This is a genomic window from Streptomyces sp. NPDC008079 (assembly GCF_042957385.1).
Classification (GTDB): Bacteria; Actinomycetota; Actinomycetes; order Streptomycetales; family Streptomycetaceae; genus Actinacidiphila.
Map to the genome: position 1 here is coordinate 127,877 of NZ_JBIBIC010000015.1, position 17,331 is coordinate 145,207.

Annotated in this window: 14 protein-coding genes; 9 read left to right on the plus strand and 5 right to left on the minus strand. The window is 72.6% G+C overall.

Annotated elements, in window-relative coordinates; genetic code table 11:
• Nucleotides 1-56: 56 nt before the first annotated feature.
• From ACFZAM_RS27090 to ACFZAM_RS27110, 5 genes are all read right to left on the minus strand, one after another.
• Entirely contained in the window at nt 57-1,538 is a 1,482-nt protein-coding gene (locus ACFZAM_RS27090) for an FAD-dependent oxidoreductase (RefSeq protein WP_391049956.1), read from the minus strand.
• Nucleotides 1,535-1,831: a 2Fe-2S iron-sulfur cluster-binding protein gene (locus tag ACFZAM_RS27095; RefSeq protein WP_391049958.1), complete on the minus strand. Its 297-nt coding sequence runs from the start codon at nt 1,829-1,831 to the stop codon at nt 1,535-1,537. Before ACFZAM_RS27095 ends, ACFZAM_RS27090 begins: the two co-directional genes overlap by 4 nt.
• Nucleotides 1,815-3,056 (minus strand): FAD-dependent oxidoreductase, encoded by a 1,242-nt coding sequence (locus tag ACFZAM_RS27100; protein ID WP_391049960.1) that lies wholly within the window; start codon nt 3,054-3,056, stop codon nt 1,815-1,817. Before ACFZAM_RS27100 ends, ACFZAM_RS27095 begins: the two co-directional genes overlap by 17 nt.
• A gap of 106 nt (nt 3,057-3,162) precedes the next feature.
• Entirely contained in the window at nt 3,163-4,164 is a 1,002-nt protein-coding gene (locus ACFZAM_RS27105) for a proline racemase family protein (RefSeq protein WP_391049962.1), read from the minus strand.
• Entirely contained in the window at nt 4,161-5,069 is a 909-nt protein-coding gene (locus tag ACFZAM_RS27110; protein ID WP_391049964.1) for a dihydrodipicolinate synthase family protein, read from the minus strand. Before ACFZAM_RS27110 ends, ACFZAM_RS27105 begins: the two co-directional genes overlap by 4 nt.
• Nucleotides 5,070-5,510: 441 nt before the next feature.
• On the opposite strand from ACFZAM_RS27110, the gene ACFZAM_RS27115 reads away from it, so the two are divergent.
• The 9 genes from ACFZAM_RS27115 to ACFZAM_RS27155 all read left to right on the plus strand — a co-directional run bounded on the left by ACFZAM_RS27115 (nt 5,511) and on the right by ACFZAM_RS27155 (nt 17,304).
• Nucleotides 5,511-6,164 carry a GntR family transcriptional regulator gene (locus tag ACFZAM_RS27115; RefSeq protein ID WP_355348412.1) on the plus strand — a complete coding sequence of 218 codons (654 nt, stop codon included), beginning with the start codon at nt 5,511-5,513 and terminating at the stop codon, nt 6,162-6,164.
• Between the two features lie 313 nt (nt 6,165-6,477).
• On the plus strand, nt 6,478-7,554 hold the full coding sequence (locus tag ACFZAM_RS27120; RefSeq protein ID WP_391049967.1) for an ATP-binding cassette domain-containing protein: 1,077 nt from the start codon (nt 6,478-6,480) through the stop codon (nt 7,552-7,554).
• 99 nt (nt 7,555-7,653) lie between these two features.
• The gene (locus ACFZAM_RS27125; RefSeq protein WP_391049969.1) at nt 7,654-8,835 is read left to right on the plus strand and encodes an extracellular solute-binding protein; all 1,182 of its coding nucleotides are present in this window, start codon (nt 7,654-7,656) and stop codon (nt 8,833-8,835) included.
• A gap of 133 nt (nt 8,836-8,968) precedes the next feature.
• Nucleotides 8,969-10,762, plus strand: a complete 1,794-nt coding sequence (locus ACFZAM_RS27130; RefSeq protein WP_355348421.1) for an iron ABC transporter permease — start codon at nt 8,969-8,971, stop codon at nt 10,760-10,762.
• Between the two features lie 95 nt (nt 10,763-10,857).
• Complete coding sequence (locus ACFZAM_RS27135) at nt 10,858-12,453, plus strand: DUF885 family protein (RefSeq protein WP_391049971.1); 1,596 nt, start codon at nt 10,858-10,860, stop codon at nt 12,451-12,453.
• A complete protein-coding gene (locus tag ACFZAM_RS27140; protein WP_391049973.1) occupies nt 12,450-14,099 on the plus strand; it encodes a gamma-glutamyltransferase in 1,650 nt (549 codons plus the stop codon). The genes ACFZAM_RS27135 and ACFZAM_RS27140 overlap by 4 nt, the downstream gene beginning before the upstream one ends.
• A 62-nt stretch (nt 14,100-14,161) precedes the next feature.
• Nucleotides 14,162-14,941, plus strand: coding sequence for an IclR family transcriptional regulator (locus ACFZAM_RS27145; protein ID WP_355348430.1), 780 nt, complete (start codon nt 14,162-14,164; stop codon nt 14,939-14,941).
• A gap of 101 nt (nt 14,942-15,042) precedes the next feature.
• On the plus strand, nt 15,043-16,029 hold the full coding sequence (locus ACFZAM_RS27150; protein WP_355348433.1) for a M14 family metallopeptidase: 987 nt from the start codon (nt 15,043-15,045) through the stop codon (nt 16,027-16,029).
• Between the two features lie 60 nt (nt 16,030-16,089).
• Nucleotides 16,090-17,304: an amidohydrolase family protein gene (locus ACFZAM_RS27155; RefSeq protein WP_355348436.1), complete on the plus strand. Its 1,215-nt coding sequence runs from the start codon at nt 16,090-16,092 to the stop codon at nt 17,302-17,304.
• The last annotated feature ends 27 nt before the right edge of the window (nt 17,305-17,331 follow it).

The following is a 17,331-nucleotide window of genomic DNA, read 5'->3' on the forward strand; positions in this document are numbered from 1 at the left end:
GAGGTCGCCATGGCTGAGGACGCGGTGGCTGAGTGCGCCATGCCTGAGCGCGCCTCTTACGCGTCAGGACTGCCCCCTTCGCCTTCGCCGTCGCCGTCCCCGTCCGCCGCGGCGATCTCGCCCAGCGGCACGGGGAAGGCCAGCGGGCGGGTGGCCAGGCCGCGGTGGTCGGCGGCGGTGGCGGGGCGGCCGGTGAGGGCGGCGCTGATCGCGGTGGTCGCGAAGCCGCACACACGGCCCTGGCACATGCCCATACCGGGGCGGGCGAGCTGCTTGAGGGTGCGCGGGTCGTCCGCGCCCAGCGTGCGGTGGGCCTCGTCGAGCGCCGCGAAGGTGACCTCCTCGCAGCGGCAGACGACCGTGTCGGGCGTGAGCCACGCCGTCCAGTGCGCCGGGACCGGATGGGCGGTGTGCATCGCCGCGGCGAAGCGGCGACCCCGCCGGATGCGCGACCGCAGACGGCGTACGGCGCCGCGGTCGTAGGACCGGCCCAGGTCGGCGGCCACGGCGAGCCCGCTCAACCGGCCCTCGCGCAGGGCGAGCGCGGCGCCCCCGACCCCGGTGCACTCCCCGGCGAGGTAGACGCCGGGCACGCTCGCGCGCTGCCACGCGTCCACCACCGCGACCAGCGAGCCGTCCACGTCCACCCGCGTCCGCGCGCCCAGCGCCAGCGGCAGTTCGAGAGCGGGGGTGAAACCCCAGCCGAGCGCCACCAGATCCACCGCGACCTCGGTGGCGCGCGCGGTGACGGGGCGGCCGTCGCGGCCCAGCGGCGCCACCCGGACCGCGCGGACGCGCGTCCCGCCGAGGATGTGGGTGACGACGGTCCTCGTCCGGTACGGGATACGGTGGCGCGCAAGCAGCGCCGCGTACCGCGCCGCCTCCACCGCCTTGGCCGGTTCCCGCGCCGCGCCGCCGGCCTCGCGCAGCCAGCCGCGCAGCGCGTTCGCCTCGCAGACCAGGGGTACGTCCGCCCCGGCCGCGGCGAGGCCCGTCGCCACCGGGAGCAGGAAGGGGCCGGTCCCGGCCACCACCGCCCGCCGCCCGGCCAGGGTGCCGTCCGCCTTGAGCAGCGCCTGCACGCCGCCCGCCGCCATGACACCGGGCAAGTCCCAGCCGGGAATGGGCAGTTGGCGGTCGTATCCGCCCGGACAGAGCACCAGGGCGCGCGCGGCCACCGTCACGGCCGGTGCGCGGGCCGTGTCGTGCGCGGGCCGGGTCCTGAGAATGAAGCCGTCGGCCCCGCGTTCGGCCCGCCAGACCTGCCGGCCGTACAGCGTCCGTACCCCGGCTCGGGACAGCCGCTCCGTCAAGTCCGCGTACGTGCCCAGGTGGTGGTGTCCCTCGTCGGCGCGCGGTCCCCCCGGTCCGTGCCGCCAAAACTGGCCGCCGGGGCGCGCCGCCGCGTCGACCAGGACGACGCTCAGCCCCGCCTCGGCGGCGGTCGCGGCCGCGGCCAGCCCCGCGGGACCCGCGCCCACCACCGCGACCTCGGCCCGCGCGACCTCGGCCTCCGCCGTTGTGGCGGCGCCCGTCATCGGTCGGCGCCTTCGTACGTGGCGGGCGCCGTCTCCAGCCGCATGCCGTCGGCCGCCGGCACCTGGCAGGCGCGCTGGTCGCGGTGGCCGTCCACGGTGATCAGGCAGTCGAAGCAGACGCCGATCCCGCAGAACAGGCCGCGCGGTCGGCCCTCGACGCGGGTCGACCGCCAGGCGACGATGCCCGCCGCCATCAGGGCGGAGCCGACGCTTTGGCCCTCGCGGGCAGGGACGGGCCGGCCGTCGAGGAACACGGTGCAGGGCGCCGCGAGGTCGTCAGCGTGAGGGGGCACGGGGTTCCTCCTGCGGTTCCTCGGTGGGCGGGCTGGTGTCGAAGCGCTCGGGGGCGAAGGGCGCGAGGTCCAGCGGTACGGCCTGGCCGGTCAGCGCACCGACGAGCAGGCTGGCCGTGCCCGCCGACAGACCGATCCCGGCGCCCTCGTGCCCGCAGGCGTGCCACAGCCCCGGCGCCCGCGGGTCGGGGCCGATCACCGGCAGGTGGTCGGGGCAGTAGGGGCGGAAGCCGACGTAGGAGCGCAGCGCCGGGACCGAGGCCAGGAACGGGAAGAGCGCGATGGCCTTGCGGGCCAGCGCCGCGGGGACGGCGGGGGACAGCCGCCGGTCGAAGCCGACGCGTTCGCGCGAGGAGCCGATCAGGACGGTGCCCGCGCGGGTGCCCTCCACCACGGGCGACGTCTGGAGTGCGGCGTCACCGCTGGCCACATCGGCGACGTACTCGGCGGCGTAGACCTTGTGCCGGATGACCAGGGGGAGCGGTCGGGTGACCAGGACGGCGCCGCGCCGGGGGAGCACCGGCACCCGTACTCCGGCCAGCGCCGCCACGTCGCCCGCCCACGGCCCCGCCGCGTTGAGCACGGCCGGGGCGTGCACCGGACCGCGGTGGGTGTCGACGCCGGTGATCCGTTCCCCGGACGTGCGGAAACCGGTCACCTCCGTGCCGGTCCTGACCCGCGCGCCCGCCTCACGGGCCAGGCGCAGCAGGTGCGCGACGACGAGCACGGGCTGCACCTGGGCGTCCTGCGGGTAGAACGCGCCGGAGACCAGCTCCCGCGACAGCAGCGGTTCGTAGCCGGGCAGTTCGTCGCCGGACACCTCGACCGCCTCGACGCCGAGGGTGCGCTGATGCCGTACGAGCGTGGCCAGCGTCCCCGAACCCTGCGCGGTGGCGGCCACGACGAGACCGCCCTTGGGCTCGTACTCCCACAGGCCGGCGTGTTCCGCGAGGTCGTCACGCCACACGCGCAGTGAGAGCAGGGCCAGATCGAGCTCGGGGCCCGGCTCCTTGTCGGAGACCAGCAGATTGCCCTCGCCCGCGCTGGAAGTGCCGCCCGCCAGCGGACCGCGGTCCAGGACCGTGACGTCGAGACCGGCGCGCGCCGCGAAGTACGCGGCGGCGGCCCCGATCACGCCCGCGCCGATGACGACCAGGTCCGCGGTGTCGGACGCCGTGGCCGGGCGCGGCGCCGTTCGCGAAGCGGGCGGGTGCGGTGTGCGCATGGCGGCCTTCCCGGTCGCAGGTCAGGGGCGGGGCGTGGGGTTCACGGGCGGGTGCGGACGCGGGGTCCACCGGCGGGTGCGGGCGGGGGGGTCCACCGGCAGGGCACTACAGGAGGAATCCCGCGGGAAAGGGGTCGTCGGGGTCGAGCATGTACTGGGCGGTACCGGTGATCCATGCCCGCCCGGTGACGGTCGGTACCACCGCGGGGACGCCGCCGACCTCGGTCTCCTCCACCAGACGGCCGACGAAGCGGGTGCCGATGAACGACTCGTTCACGAAGTCGGTGTCCAGCGCGAGCTCCCCGCGGGCGTGCAACTGCGCCATCCGCGCGCTGGTCCCCGTACCGCACGGGGAGCGGTCGAACCAGCCGGGGTGGATGGCCATGGCGTGCCGGGAGTGGCGGGCGGTGGAGCCGGGCGCGGTGAGATAGACGTGGTGGCAGCCGCGGATGTCAGGGCGCTCCGGATGGACCGGTTCGTCGGCCTCGTTGATCGCCGCCATGACGGCCAGGCCCGCCTCCAGCAGCCGTCCGCCCTCCCGCCGGTCGAAGGGCAGGCCGATCCGCTCCAGGTCGACGACGGCGTAGAAGTTGCCGCCGAAGGCGAGGTCGTAGCCCACCTCGCCGAGGCCGGGCACGGTGACGGTCCGGTCCAGCGCGTGCGCGTAGGAGGCGACATTGCGCAGCGTCACCGACCGGGCGGCGCCGTCCTCGACCGCCACCTCCACGGTGACCAGCCCCGCCGGGGTGTCCAGCCGGATCACGGTGACCGGCTCGCGGACCTCCACCATGCCGGTCTCGACCAGCACGGTCGCCACCCCGATGGTGCCGTGGCCGCACATGGGCAGCACCCCGGACACCTCGATGAACAGCACGCCCCAGTCGGCGTCGGGCCGGGTCGGGGGCTGGAGGATCGCACCGCTCATCGCGGCGTGCCCGCGCGGCTCGTACATCAGCAGGGTGCGCAGATCGTCCTTGTTGGCCATGAACCACGTACGCCGCTCGGCCATGGTGCCGCCCGGCAGGACGCCCACGCCGCCGGTGATCACACGGGTCGGCATGCCCTCGGTGTGGGAGTCGACGGCGTGGAAGACGCGCCGCGCCCTCATCGGCAGCCCTCCGCGACCGCGGCCTTCGTCAGCTCGGTGATCCGCGCGGCGACGTCGTCGGGCAGCGGACCGCGCGGCGGACGGCAGGGGCCGCCGTACCGTCCGGCCACATCCATGGACAGCTTGATGGCCTGGACGAATTCCGTCTTGGAGTCCCAGCGCAGCAGCGCGTGCAGCGAGCGGTAGAGGGCGATTCCGGCCGGTACGTCGGCGGGGTCGTCCGACGTGATCAGGCGGAACATCTCGACGGTGGTGGCCGGGAAGGCGTTGGTGTAGCCCGCGATCCAGCCGACCGCGCCCGCGAGCCCCAGTTCCAGCACCATGTCGTCGGCGCCGACGATCAGGTCCAGGCCCGGCGCCGACTCGGCCAGCCGATAGGCGCGGCGCGGATCGCCGCTGAACTCCTTGACCGCCACGATCAGATTCTCGGCGTGCAGTTCGGCGAGCAGGCCGGGGGTGAGGTCGACCTTGGTGTCGATGGGGTTGTTGTACGCGACCACGGGCAGCCCGACCCGCGCGGCCTCGCGGTAGTGGGCGACGACGTCGGAGCGCGAGGCCCGGTAGGAGTTGGGCGGCAGCAGCAGGACGGATGCGGCGCCGGCCTCCGCCGCCCGCTCGATCCACTCGCAGACCTCCCGTGACCCGTACGCGGCCACGCCGGGCATCACCCCGAAGCCCTCGGGGGCCGCCTCGATCGCGGTCCGCATCACGCGGGTGCGCTCGTCGATACTGAGGGTCTGGTACTCGCCGAGCGAACCGTTGGGGCACACGCCGTGGCAGCCGCCGTCGGCCAGGAACCGGACGTGCTCGCCGTACGCGTCGAGGTCGACCGAACCGTCGGGGCGGAACGGGAGCGCGGTGGCGACGTAGACCCCGTGCCAGGGCTGCGCCTGGGTGTCGGGCATGCGGTTCTCCTCACGGGAAGGGCGGACGCGCCGCCTCGGCGGTGCGAGGACGACGGGGGCCGGGCGGGCGAACGAGGGCTCGCGGGCCGCGCGTTGGGCGCCTGGACGCTGACGGGGGCGCCGCGACGGGAGCCCGGATCGGTGGTGCGCAACGGGCTACGGACCGGCCGCCGGGACCGTGGGCGCTGCGCTGTCACAGTAGCTGTGCAATGGCACTGACGCCAGACCTCGACGGATCTTCGAGTGAACAGCGCGGGGACATGCGCCTTTGCCCCTTTCGTTCCCGGCTCGCGCGTCCTTGGATATCATTGCGCCGCACAATGAAACCTCATTGACCCTCCGCCCTGTCGCCGCCGTACCCCGCCCGGCTGTCATCCTGACCTCGGACAGGCGATGCGCCGGCCGAGCGGCGGGGCGCGGGAGAGCCGAAGGGCGGGGCACGTGAGCGGTGGGCAGAGCGCCGACGGCCGGGAGACGCAGCGGGACCGGGTGCGCGACGAACTGCGCGCCGCCGTGGTCTCCGGGGACCTGATCCCGGGCGCGGTCTACTCCGCTCCCAGCCTGGCGGCGCGCTTCGGCGTGTCCTCCACCCCGGTGCGGGAGGCCATGCTCGACCTGGTCAAGGAAGGGCTCGCGGTGGCCCAGCCCAACAAGGGCTTCCGGATCACCGAGGTCTCCGACCAGGACCTGGACCAGATCACCGCCGTCCGCCTTCTGATCGAACCGCCCGCCGTACGCGCCGTCGTCCCGCTGGTCCCCGCCGCCGACCTGCCCCTGCTGCGCACGCTCGCCGAGCACATCGTCGTCGCCGCGCGCGCCGGTGACCTGGTCGGATACGTCGAGGCCGACCGGATCTTCCACCTCACGCTGCTGGGCTACACCGGCAACCGGCACCTGGTGAACGTCGTCGCGGGTCTGCGCGCGCGGACCCGGCTGCTGGGCCTCGCGCCGCTGCTCGCCGACGGCAGCCTCGTCGAGTCGGCGATGGAGCACCACCAGCTCACGGACTTCGTGGAGTACGGCGACGCGGTGGGCGCCGAGCTGATGATGCACCGGCACATCGGGCATGTCCGGGGGCTCTGGGCGGCGCGCTGACGTCCCTTCCGTCCGCGTAACACAGGTTTTACCGGGCGGATCGGACGAAATTTTCTCCCCGCCCGGCGGCGCTCCGCGCGGGCTCGGCCCCGTGCGGCCCGGGGGAGTCAACTCGCAGGTGGCGGGCGGGCGTTGAGCGCCCGGGCGACGATTTCCCGACCCGCTCGCGAGCCCGGTCGGATGGCTTGAACGGTGCCCTGTGCGTCGTCGCCGATTCAAGAACTTCGTGATCGACCGTTGACCGCACCCTTGTCGCTCACTTAGCGTCCTGCTCACCCCAGTGGAAGCCAAGTTCCAATGAATGGAAGTTCAGGTGAACGCTGTGAACCCGGACGATCCGTCGGCCCTCGACGCCCGATTGACCGATGTCAGCAAGACCTACCCCGGCGGCGAGACCGCGGTGACCAGCATGAACCTCGGTGTCAGGCGAGGCGAGTTCTTCTCGCTCCTGGGACCGTCGGGATGCGGCAAGTCCACCACGCTGCGGATACTCGCCGGTCTCGAACAGCCCACGGAAGGCACCGTCGCCATCGCGGGCAAGGACATGACCGGAGTGCCGCCCAACAAGCGGCCGACCAACCTGATCTTCCAGAGACTGGCGCTCTTCCCGCACCTCACCGTGGCCGAAAACATCGCTTTCGGTCCGAAGATACGCCGCCAGTCACGGGCGGAGATCCGGTCGACCGTCACCGACATGCTGGACCTGGTCGACCTCGCGGGTTACGCCAACCGCAAGCCCGCCCAGTTGTCCGGCGGCCAGCAGCAGCGGGTGGCGATCGCCCGCGCCCTGGCCAACAAGCCCGCCGTACTGCTGCTCGACGAACCCCTGGGCGCGCTGGACCTGCGGCTGCGGGTGCAGATGCAGCGCGCCCTGAAGCAGATCCAGCAGGAGTCAGGGACCACCTTCGTCTTCGTCACCCACGACCAGACCGAGGCGTTCACCATCTCCGACCGGATCGCCCTGATGAACCAGGGCCGTGTCGAGCAGGTCGGGCGGCCCGACGAGCTCTACGACCGCCCCGCCACCGAATTCGTCGCCACGTTCCTCGGCGACACCAACATCATCCGCGGCGCCGTCGCCGACCGGGTGCTGCGCGCGGACGGCTTCACCTGCCGCACGCCGGGGCCCGGCACGGCGCTGTCGGTCCGGCCCGAGGCCATCGCCATGCGGCCCCGGCTGACCAGCGACTTCGACAACCGCTTCACCGCCCGCGTCACGGACCTGACCTTCCAGGGAGCCAGCATCCGCTTCCAGGTGGCCGTCGCCGACTCCAGGCAGGAACTGGTCGTACAACTCCCCGCCAAGGATGCACGGGGGATCGCCACGGGGGACGAGGTCGAGATCGGCTGGCCGTCCGACGCCGCCGTCATGCTCGGCGCCGACTCCTAGGACTCGTCCGCGCGACGGGCCACCGGGCCTGTCCGCGCGACGGTCCCGGCCGAGCGCGGGCCCACCACCAGAAGTGCTGTGACCACCCAGGGAGAGACCATGCACAGCAACACGGGCAGATCGAACGGGGACAAGGCGGCGGCGGCCGGAGCCGCGTCGCCCGCAGGGGAAGGCACCGGCCGTACCCCGGTGTCGCGGCGCTCGCTGCTGACCGGCGGCGGCGCGGTGGCGGCCGGACTGTTCCTGGCCGCCTGCGCCTCGAACAAGCAGCCCGGCACGTCGGCGAGTTCGGGCACGGGCAAGGGAGCGGGCAAGAAGCTCACCATCACCATGACGCCCTTCGCGGGCGCCGACCTCGGCCTCATGCCCAGGGAGTTCGCCAAGGAGTACCAGGACAATCACCCCAACGTGCAGATCAAGATCGACGACACGCTCAACCTCGCCAAGCAGACCGCCGCCTACCAGGCGAACCCGCACAAGCCGCTGAACAACCTGGTCTTCTCCAACGGCGGCGCGACGGCCACCGGCAAGGCCACCGGTATGTACCTCAAGCTGGACTACAGCAAGATCCCCAACACCTCGCAACTGCACGCCCAGTTCGTCGAGCGCGACCACTGCGGTGTGGTGTTCGGCGCCGACCAGATGGGGCTGGTCTACAACACCAAGACCTACCCCAAGGGCTTCGCGTCCTGGACCGACCTGTGGTCGCCCGACCAGCGCGGAAAGCTCTGTTTCTTCACCATCCCCTGGTGGGCCATCGGCATGGCCGCCAAGCTCAACGGCGGCGGCTGGGACAACATGGACCCCGGCTTCAAGCTGTGGATCGAGCACGCCAAGAACATCCGCACGATCGTGACGGCCAACCCCCAGTTCCTCAACGTGCTCTCCACCAGCGAGGCCCCGCTGACCTCGCACTACCTGGGCACCTCGACGGCCTGGCACGCCCAGGGCGCGCCGCTGGGCTTCAGCCGCCCCACCGAGGGCGCCTTCTTCGACCCGGTCGGCGTCAACATCAACTCCGGTTCCTCCGACGACCAGCTCGAGGTCTGCTACGACATCGTCAACGAGATGCTCCAGCCCAAGTGGAACCAGCGCTGGGTGGACACCTCGGTCGAGATCCCCGCCTCCAGCACCTCCAAGCTGACCCCGAAGCTCCAGGCCATCCCGGCCATCGCCGCCGGCGCCGACCAGAAGTTCGTGGACGTCGACTGGGACACCGTCGGCAAGAACATGGCCGCCTGGACCGCGCGGTGGAACGAGGAAGTCGTCTCCAAGATCTGACGGCCCCGTTCGTACGACTCGGTTCCGACGGCTCCAGTTCTTACGGCTCAGCCCTCACGGACCGGTTCCGACAGCCCGGTTCTCACGGCTCAGCCCCGACGACGTCCACCCCACGACCGGAAGGACCTGCACGATGGCGGACAACCCTCCAGGCGGCATACGAGAAGCCGCCCCGGTGAGCGGGGCGGCGACGGCCACGGCGGAGCGCCCGGCCCCGGAGAAGCCGGGACCCCGCCGAGCGCAGCCCAAAGCCTTCACCGGCAAGGGCCGCGACCGGCGCACCGCACTGCTCCTGCTCGCGCCCAGCATCGTGCTGCTGCTCGCGGTGTTCGCCTTCGCCATGGAGTCGCTCGTCGAGTACTCCCTGCAGAAGTACCAACCCGGTGGCGTCAACACCACCAACACCCTGGCCACATGGACGAAAGTCCTCACCAGCTCCTACTACTGGTCGGTGATCTGGCAGACCGTACTCGTCGGTCTGCTGGTCACCGCGATCACCGCGGTCGTCGGCTACCTCACCGCCCTGGCACTGCACCACACCAAGCGGACCGGCTGGCGCAACGCCGGATACGCGGTGGTCTTCTCCTCGCTGGTCTTCTCCGGCATCGCCAGCGTCTACGCCTGGCAACTGCTGCTCGGCCAGGAGGGTTTCCTCAACTCCGCGCTCGGCCTGTTCGGCATCGGCCCCGTCCACCTGCTCTACGAGCGCAGCGCCGTCGTCATCGCCCTCGTGCACACCCTGCTGCCGCTGATGGTCCTGCCGATCAGCAGCACCTTCCGGCAGATCGACGGCACCCTCGCCGACGCGGCCGACGACTTCGGCGCCTCCCGCTGGCGCACCTTCCGCTCGATCACCCTGCCGCTGAGCGCGCCGGGCCTGATCGCCGGATGCCAGCTCACCTTCGCCCTGACCATCTCCAGCTTCACCGCCCCCAGCCTCCTGGGAGGCGGGCGGGTCGCGACCCTGTCCACCAGCATCTACTCCCTGGTCGGCACCACGGACTATCCGGGCGCCTCCGTCTGCGCCCTGGTGCTGCTGATCCTCGCGCTGGTCTCCACCGGAGCGTTCGTCCTCCTCCAGCGCCGGTTCGCCGAGGCCGACCAGGGCGGAGTCACCATCAGCCCCTCGCCGCCCCGTGGCATCCGCGGGCTCGGCGTGTGGATGGCCGTGCTGTACGCCTTCCAGCTCGTGCCCGCCGCGATCGTCGTGATCAGCTCGCTGTCGTCGGTCTCCTACGGGGTATGGCCGCCGCCCGGCTTCTCCACCCGCTGGTACACCAACCTCTACCACCAGGACGGCGTCATGGACGCCTTCGTCGGCAGCCTGTGGATCGGGGCGCTGGTCGCGGTGCTCGCCGTCCTGCTCGGCTCCGCCGGCGCGGTCGCCCTGGTCCGCTACCGCTTCCGGGGCAGCGGGGTGGTGCAGTCGGCGCTCTTCTCACCCGTCGTGGTGCCCAAGATCGCCTTCGGCTTCGCCGTGTTCATGCTGCTCGCCCGGGCTGGTCTGCCCTCCGGCAGGTGGGCGGTGGTCCTCGCCCACACCGTGGCGACCGTGCCGTTCGTGATCGTGCTGCTGTCCGCCGCCCTGACCCGGGCCGACCGCACCCTGGACTACGCGGCGATCGACCTCGGCGCCTCGCCGCTGCGCGCCTTCCTGCGCACGACGCTGCCGCAGATCGCGCCCGCCCTGCTCATCAGTGGCGTCTTCGCCTTCCTCGTCAGCTTCAACGAGATCGACCTGTCGATCTTCCTGCTCACCTCCGACCAGCAGACCCTGCCGGTGTGGATGTACGGCTACCTCAACAACTACCAGGACCCGACCCCCGCGGCCCTGTCCACGATCATGACCGCGCTGTCGGTGCTCGTCGTCGGACTCGGCGCCCTGCTCCTGCGCGTCGTCCAGCGCGGCCGACGACTGGAGCTGTGACCGACCGCCACCACCGCATCGGGCCGCACCCGCACCCGCACCCGCGTCCGCGTACCCGCACACCACCCGCCTTCGTACGACCAAGGAGACCCCCGATGGCTGAGCTGTTCCCACGGCTGCGCCACGTCTGCGACCTGGACGCCGCCTACCTGCGCGAATACTCAGGACTGCACGACGAGTACGACGGCACGATCGTCGACCTGTCGCCTGCCGGGGTGGCCTCGGCGCTGGCCGCGCTGGGCGGTCCCACGCTGGACGACGCGCACGACGAAGCACAGCTCGCCGCCACCGAGAACGCGATGCGGACCCGGTTCGGCCGTATCCGCCAGCACCGCTGGGACCCCTGGGTCCACATCGAGGCGCTGGACCTGTCGCCGTACGACCGGCCCTACGACGACGAGGCGGTACGCGTGCGGGCCAGGCGCCGCCACCTGCGGCTCTGGCCGGACGCCGTGGACAACGCGATCGAGGCGCTGGACGAACTGTCGTCCTCCGTCGCCGGGATGTTCCTGCCCGCGGCGCGCGGGATGTCCGCCGAGGTCCGCGCCGACGACGGCGAGGACGGCGTACGCGCCCTGGCCGCGCTGGAACGGCTGACCGCCCACCTCGAACGCGCGGCGCGCGAGGCCGCTCCGGCAGCGGGACTCGGCAGGGCCGACCTCACCGCGCTCCTCGGCTGCGAGGACCGCGTCCCGGTGGACCTGGACGAACTGGCCGCCATGGCCGACAGCGAGTACGCGCGGATGAGCGACATCCTGGACGACGCCGCGGCCCGGCTCGACCCCGCGGGCGCCGACGACCCGGCCGCCAGGACCCGGCGGCTCAGCGCCCGGGTGCGCGCCGACCACGGAGACTTCCCGCGCATCCTCGCCGACACCCAGGCCCAGGTCGCGCTGGCCGCGCGTTTCGTGCGCGAGCGCGAACTGGTGCCCGTCGTCGACGAGGCGTGCGTCATCGAACCCAGCCCGCCCGCGCGGAGTTGGGCGGCGGGCCGGGTGAGCTGGACCGCGCCGTGGGAGACGCGCGGCCACTCGCTCTTCCACGTGACCGGACCCTCGCCGCACTGGTCGCTCGACGACCACCGCGCCTGGCTGTCCCGGTTCAACCGGCCCGCGATGGCCGTGATGGCCGTCCACGAGATCGGCCCCGGCCACTGCAGCCACGCCCTGATGATGGGCAAGGTCGACCGGCCGATTCGCAAGACGCTCTGGTCCGAGCTGTTCTTCGAGGGCTGGGCGCACTACGCCGAGGAGATGATGTGGGAGGAGGGCTACCAGGACGACAGCCCCCTCTACCAGTTCGGCATGGCGCAGGAAGCCATGATGCGGGTCGTCCGCGTCCAGGCCGCGCTCGGCATCCACACCGGCGCCCTCACCCTCGACGACGCCATCGCCCTCTTCGAACGCAAGGCGTTCCTGGCGGGACCGGCCGCGCGGGCCGAGGCGCTGCGCGGTGTGTGGGAGCCGACGTACATCCGCTACACCTGGGGCAAGGTCCTCATGCGGCGGCTGCGCGACCAGGCGAAGACCGCGTGGGGCAGCGGCTTCACGCTGCCGCGCTTCCACCGTGAGCTGATGGCCTTCGGCTCCCCGCCGGTCGGCCTGGTGGCCTCCGCGATGGGCATCGGCCCGGCGCCGCTCCCGCAGCCGGGTCCGGGCGCACCGGCGGACCAGGGGAGCGGACCGGCATGACGGCGGGCCAGCGGCCGGTCGTGGACCGGGCACTCGAACAGGGGCGGAAGGATTCCGCCCACGGCGGCACCGCCATGGTCTCCGCCATGCACCCGGCCGTCGCCGACGCGATGCTCGACGTCCTGCGGCGCGGCGGCAACGCCATGGACGCGGTGCTCACGGCCGTCCCCCTGCAAGGCGTGGTCGAACCGCAGATGACCACCCTGGCCGGTGGCATGTCCGTGCTCTACTACGACGCCGCCCGGCGCGCTTACGACTACATCGACGGCGAACTCGACCACACCCGCGACAGCCCGCCGGTCTCCGCCACCTGGGACCACTACGTGACGGTGGACGGCGCCCTCGGCGCCTCCTCCGGCCGCCGCGTCGCGGTCCCCGGCGCGGTCGCGGGCATGCACCTGGCCATGGAACGCCACGGCAGCATCCCCTGGGCCGACTACTTCGCACCCGCCGTCGAGGTCGCCGCCGCCGGCTTCCCGATGTACTCCTTCCTGTACGGCGAGGCATTCGAGGCCGCCGCGGGCCGGTTGGCGGCGCACCCTTCGGGCCGCGCCGAATTCCTGCCCGACGGCCACGTACCGCCCGTCGGGGAGCGGCTGGTCCGCCCGGCGCTGGCCGAGACGATGCGGCGGATCGCCGCCGACGGCCCCGACCACGTCTACCGCGGCGCGTGGGCGTCGCGCTTCGTGGCCGCGGTCCGCGAGACCGGCGGCACCGTGACCGCCCGCGACCTCGACGACTACACCGCCCGCGCGAGCCGCCCGGTGCGGCGCGCCTACCGGGACCACGAGATCGTCGGCGCCCCGCCCCCGTCGTCCGCGGGCGTCCTCATCGGCCTCGTGCTCGGCATCCTGGAACACTTCGACCTGCCCGCCCTGGGCCACTACACCCGCGACGCCGAAGCCCTCGAAGTGCTGCGACGCGCCATGGCGTTCGCCGAATTCTTCACCGAGCGCTTCGTGAAGGACCCGCTGTCCTTCGACGTCCCGGTGGACGAACTCCTCTCGCCCGACTTCACGGCGTCGCTGGCCGCGCTGATCCGCGGCAACACCCGACGCGACCCGGCGCCCGCGAGCGGCGGTACGGTCCGGCCGCCCGGCGCGCCGCACACCCACAACACCGACCACGTCGTAGCGGTGGACGGCGCGGGCAACATGGCGTCGCTCACCCACAGCGTCTACGGCACCACCTTCGGCACCGGCCTGGTCGTGGACGGCGTCCACGTCAACAGCGGCAACAGCTTCCCCGGCACCGGCGACGGCGACGGGCGGCGCGTCCTGTCGCCCTTCCCGCCCACCATGGTGGCCCGCGACGGAACCCCGCACCTGGCCCTCGGGTCACCGGGCCTGTCCGCGCGCGCCACCGCGATCGTCCTGGCCAACCACTTCGGATACGGCCTCGACCTGGCCGACTCGATCGACGCGCCGCGCTTCCAGGGCGTCCAGACCGACCAGCCGTTCACCGTCGAGGCACGGGTCGACCCGCGGGTGCTCGACGCGCTCGCGACCCGCTACGGCGCCGACGTACGACCGACCACCCCCTACTTCTGGCACTTCGGATCCGTCCACGCGGTGGAAGTCGACGCGGACGGCCACCGCCACGGATACTGCGACCCGCGGCGCCCGGGACGGGCCACGGGATGGTGACCGACCCGCCCGAACAGCCGCCCAAAGCAACCGACTTGGGACGACAGGAGACGCACGTACCCATGGCAGAGGACACCGAAGTCCCCGTACCGGCCCCCAGCGAGAACACCAAGTCACCCAGCTACATGGGGCGCATCCTCAACTTGCTGGAGCAGTCCGTGGTCGCCGAGGGCGCACCGCTGACCCTCACCGAACTGGCGGCGGCGGCCGACGCGCCGCTGTCCACCGTGTCCCGGCTGACGGCCCAGCTCGTCACCTGGGGCTTCCTCAACGAGACCACCTCGCACCGCTTCGTGCCCGGCCGACGGCTCGCCGCCATGGCCGCGGCAGTCAGCGAACACCTCTACAGCAACGACCGCCTCCAGCAGGCCACTCGGCTGCTCACCGGCGTCACCGGCGAGAGCACCACCGCCGGACGCATCGTCGGGAACAGCATGTTCATCATCGCCCGCACCGAGTCCGAGCAGCCGCTGCGCGCGGTGAACCGTATCGGCGAGTTCATACCGCCCGACAACTCCGCGCTCGGCAAGGCCATCATGTCCCGGCTGCCCCGCGCCCGGCAGCTCGCGCTGCTGCGCGGCGCCGACGTGGCGGACCCCGAGGCCACGCTGGAGAAGATGCAGCCGGAGCTGGAGGAGGCCAGGCGGCGCGGCTACGCCGTGGACGAGGAGACCTACAGCGTGGGCCTGCGCTGCCGGGCCGCCGCCGTCGTCGGCCCCGACGGCGTCGCGGTCGCCGGACTCTCCATCAGCGGACCCGCCGCCCGCTTCACCCTCGACCTCGCCGAAGGAGCCGTTCCCGCGCTGCGCCAGGAGGCGTCCGCGATCGGCGACATGCGGTGACCCCCGCCGGGGCCGGGGACACCGTCCCCGGCCCCGGCGACGACAAGAACCCGAGCACCGATCCCCGTATCAGTACCCGTATCAGCAAGGAGACACAGCGGATGAGCGACACCACAGCCACCGGTACCCCGGCCGCGCAGCCCGGCCACACCGTCGAGACCGTCCCCGTCACCCGCGTGGACAACGGGCACGACCTCGCGCTCACCGTCCACCGCCTGACCGGCGCCCGGCCGGGGCCCACCCTGGTCGCCTTCGGCGGCGTCCACGGCGACGAGGCCATGGGACCCGAGGAGATCCGCAGGTTCGTCTCGTCGGTCGACCCCGCCGAACTGGCGGGCACGATCGTCGCCGTACCGGTGGCCAACCCGTACGCGTACGCGGCGATGTCCCGCTTCACCCCGCAGGACGGCCTCAACCTCAACCGCATCTTCCCCGGCGACCGCAACGGCTCGGTCACCGAGCAACTGGCCGCCGTGCTCGCCGAGATCATGCTCCAGGCCGACTACTTCGTGGACTTCCACTCCAGCGGCCTGTACTCCACGGTCGAGTACTCCTACATCATGGACGACGGCCGGGAGATGGCCACGTCCTTCGGCGCCGCGCTGCTCTACCACCACGAGCCCTACGAGGGCACCTCCAACGCGTGGGCGATCAAGAACGGCATCTCCTCGACCGTCTGCGAACTGGGCGGCGGCGGGCAGCTCACCGACGCCTTCCTCGACAAGGCCGTACGCCAGGGCCGCAACATGCTCAAGGGCATCGGGATGCTGGAAGGCGCCCCCGAGGCGATCGTCGAGCAGCAGACGGTGATGACCGAACTCGTCACGCTGCGCCCGACCAAGGGCGGCACGATGATCTCCCACTTCACCCCTGACCGGCTCGGCGAGGTCATCAAGGGCGGCACGGTGCTGGGCGAGGTCGTGGACCCGTACACCTTCGAGACGCTGGAACAGCTCGTCGCGCCGTACGACTCCAACATCCTGGTGCTCAGCCGCGAGGGCTACTCCCGCACCGCGCCGGGCGACTACGGCTTCATGGTCGGCAACGCCGGCACCACGACCACCGTCGACGAGCTGTTCGGCGCCTGAGCGCAGGGGCGCGAGCCAGCGGGCGACCGGTGTAGCGGAGACGAGGAGCGGCGTACCGGCATGGACATCAGACACGTCCACGTGGTGGACCCCGAGAGCGAACAGATCCTCAGGGACCGGCGGATCACCCTGGAAGGAGACCGGATCACCGCCGTCACGGCCGACACCCCCGACCCACTCGCGCCCGGCGACGTGGACGGCACCGACCTGTACGCGGTCCCCGGCTTCATCGACTGCCACGTGCACGTCACCTCGGTGACCGCCGACGAGTGGGCCGACACCGGGATGGCGCCCAGCTACGTCACCGCCCACGCGCTACGGGAACTGCGCGCGATGCTCGAACGCGGCTTCACCACCGTCCGGGACGCGGGCGGCGCCGACGCCGGGCTGGCCGACGCCCTGGACGAGGGGCTGGCGCCAGGACCCCGGCTGTACGTGTGCGGCAAGGCGCTGTCGCAGACCGGGGGCCACGGCGACCTGCGCCCCCGTGGCCGTTACCACGCCGACGACCATCCGGCCGTGCCCGGCATCGGCCGGATCGTCGACGGACCCGACGCACTGCGCACCGCCGTACGCGAAGGCGTACGGTCCGGGGCGTCGTTCGTGAAACTCATGCTCTCCGGCGGGATCTCCAGCCCCACCGACCGGATCGACACCCCGCAGTACAGCGAGGACGAGATCCGCGCGGCGGTCGACGAGGCCGCGCGGGCGGGCGTCTACTGCGCCGGGCACGCCTACACCCCGCAGGCGGTGGCCCGCGCGCTGCGCCTGGGCGTACGCACCATCGAGCACGGCAATCTGATCGGCCCGGACGAGGCCCGGCTGTTCGCCGAGCACGACGCGTACTACGTGCCGACGCTGGTGACGTACACGGTGCTGGCGCAGGAGGGTCCGCTCCACGGGCTTCCGCCCGCGAGCACCGCCAAGGTCGCGGCCGTCCGGGACAGCGGCCTCACCGCGCTCGCCCACGCCCACGCCGCCGACGCCCCGATCGCCTTCGGCACCGACCTGCTCGGCGCGATGCACGTCCACCAGTCGCGGGAGTTCGCGCTGCGGGCCAGGGTGCAGCCGGGCTGGGCGGTGCTGCGCAGCGCCACCACCACCGGCGCCCGGCTGCTCGGCGCGGCCGGTGAACTCGGTGTGCTCGCGCCCGGCGCCCGCGCCGACATCGTCCTGACCCGCCACAACCCCGCTGTCCACGTCGAGCGGCTGGCGGACCCGGAGGCCGAGGTCGCCGCCGTCTTCTCACGGGGCCGCCTCGCGGTACGCCGCTAGGCGCCGCCAGGGCCCCGGCGCCGCACG

Coding starts and splice junctions, on each gene's coding strand:
- ACFZAM_RS27130 (WP_355348421.1), top strand. CDS start 8,969: ATGGCGGACAACCCTCCAGGCGGCATACGAGAAGCCGCCCCGGTGAGC.
- ACFZAM_RS27100 (WP_391049960.1), bottom strand. CDS start 3,056: ATGCGCACACCGCACCCGCCCGCTTCGCGAACGGCGCCGCGCCCGGCC.
- ACFZAM_RS27105 (WP_391049962.1), bottom strand. CDS start 4,164: ATGAGGGCGCGGCGCGTCTTCCACGCCGTCGACTCCCACACCGAGGGC.
- ACFZAM_RS27155 (WP_355348436.1), top strand. CDS start 16,090: ATGGACATCAGACACGTCCACGTGGTGGACCCCGAGAGCGAACAGATC.
- ACFZAM_RS27145 (WP_355348430.1), top strand. CDS start 14,162: ATGGCAGAGGACACCGAAGTCCCCGTACCGGCCCCCAGCGAGAACACC.
- ACFZAM_RS27125 (WP_391049969.1), top strand. CDS start 7,654: ATGCACAGCAACACGGGCAGATCGAACGGGGACAAGGCGGCGGCGGCC.
- ACFZAM_RS27135 (WP_391049971.1), top strand. CDS start 10,858: ATGGCTGAGCTGTTCCCACGGCTGCGCCACGTCTGCGACCTGGACGCC.
- ACFZAM_RS27090 (WP_391049956.1), bottom strand. CDS start 1,538: ATGACGGGCGCCGCCACAACGGCGGAGGCCGAGGTCGCGCGGGCCGAG.
- ACFZAM_RS27140 (WP_391049973.1), top strand. CDS start 12,450: ATGACGGCGGGCCAGCGGCCGGTCGTGGACCGGGCACTCGAACAGGGG.
- ACFZAM_RS27110 (WP_391049964.1), bottom strand. CDS start 5,069: ATGCCCGACACCCAGGCGCAGCCCTGGCACGGGGTCTACGTCGCCACC.
- ACFZAM_RS27150 (WP_355348433.1), top strand. CDS start 15,043: ATGAGCGACACCACAGCCACCGGTACCCCGGCCGCGCAGCCCGGCCAC.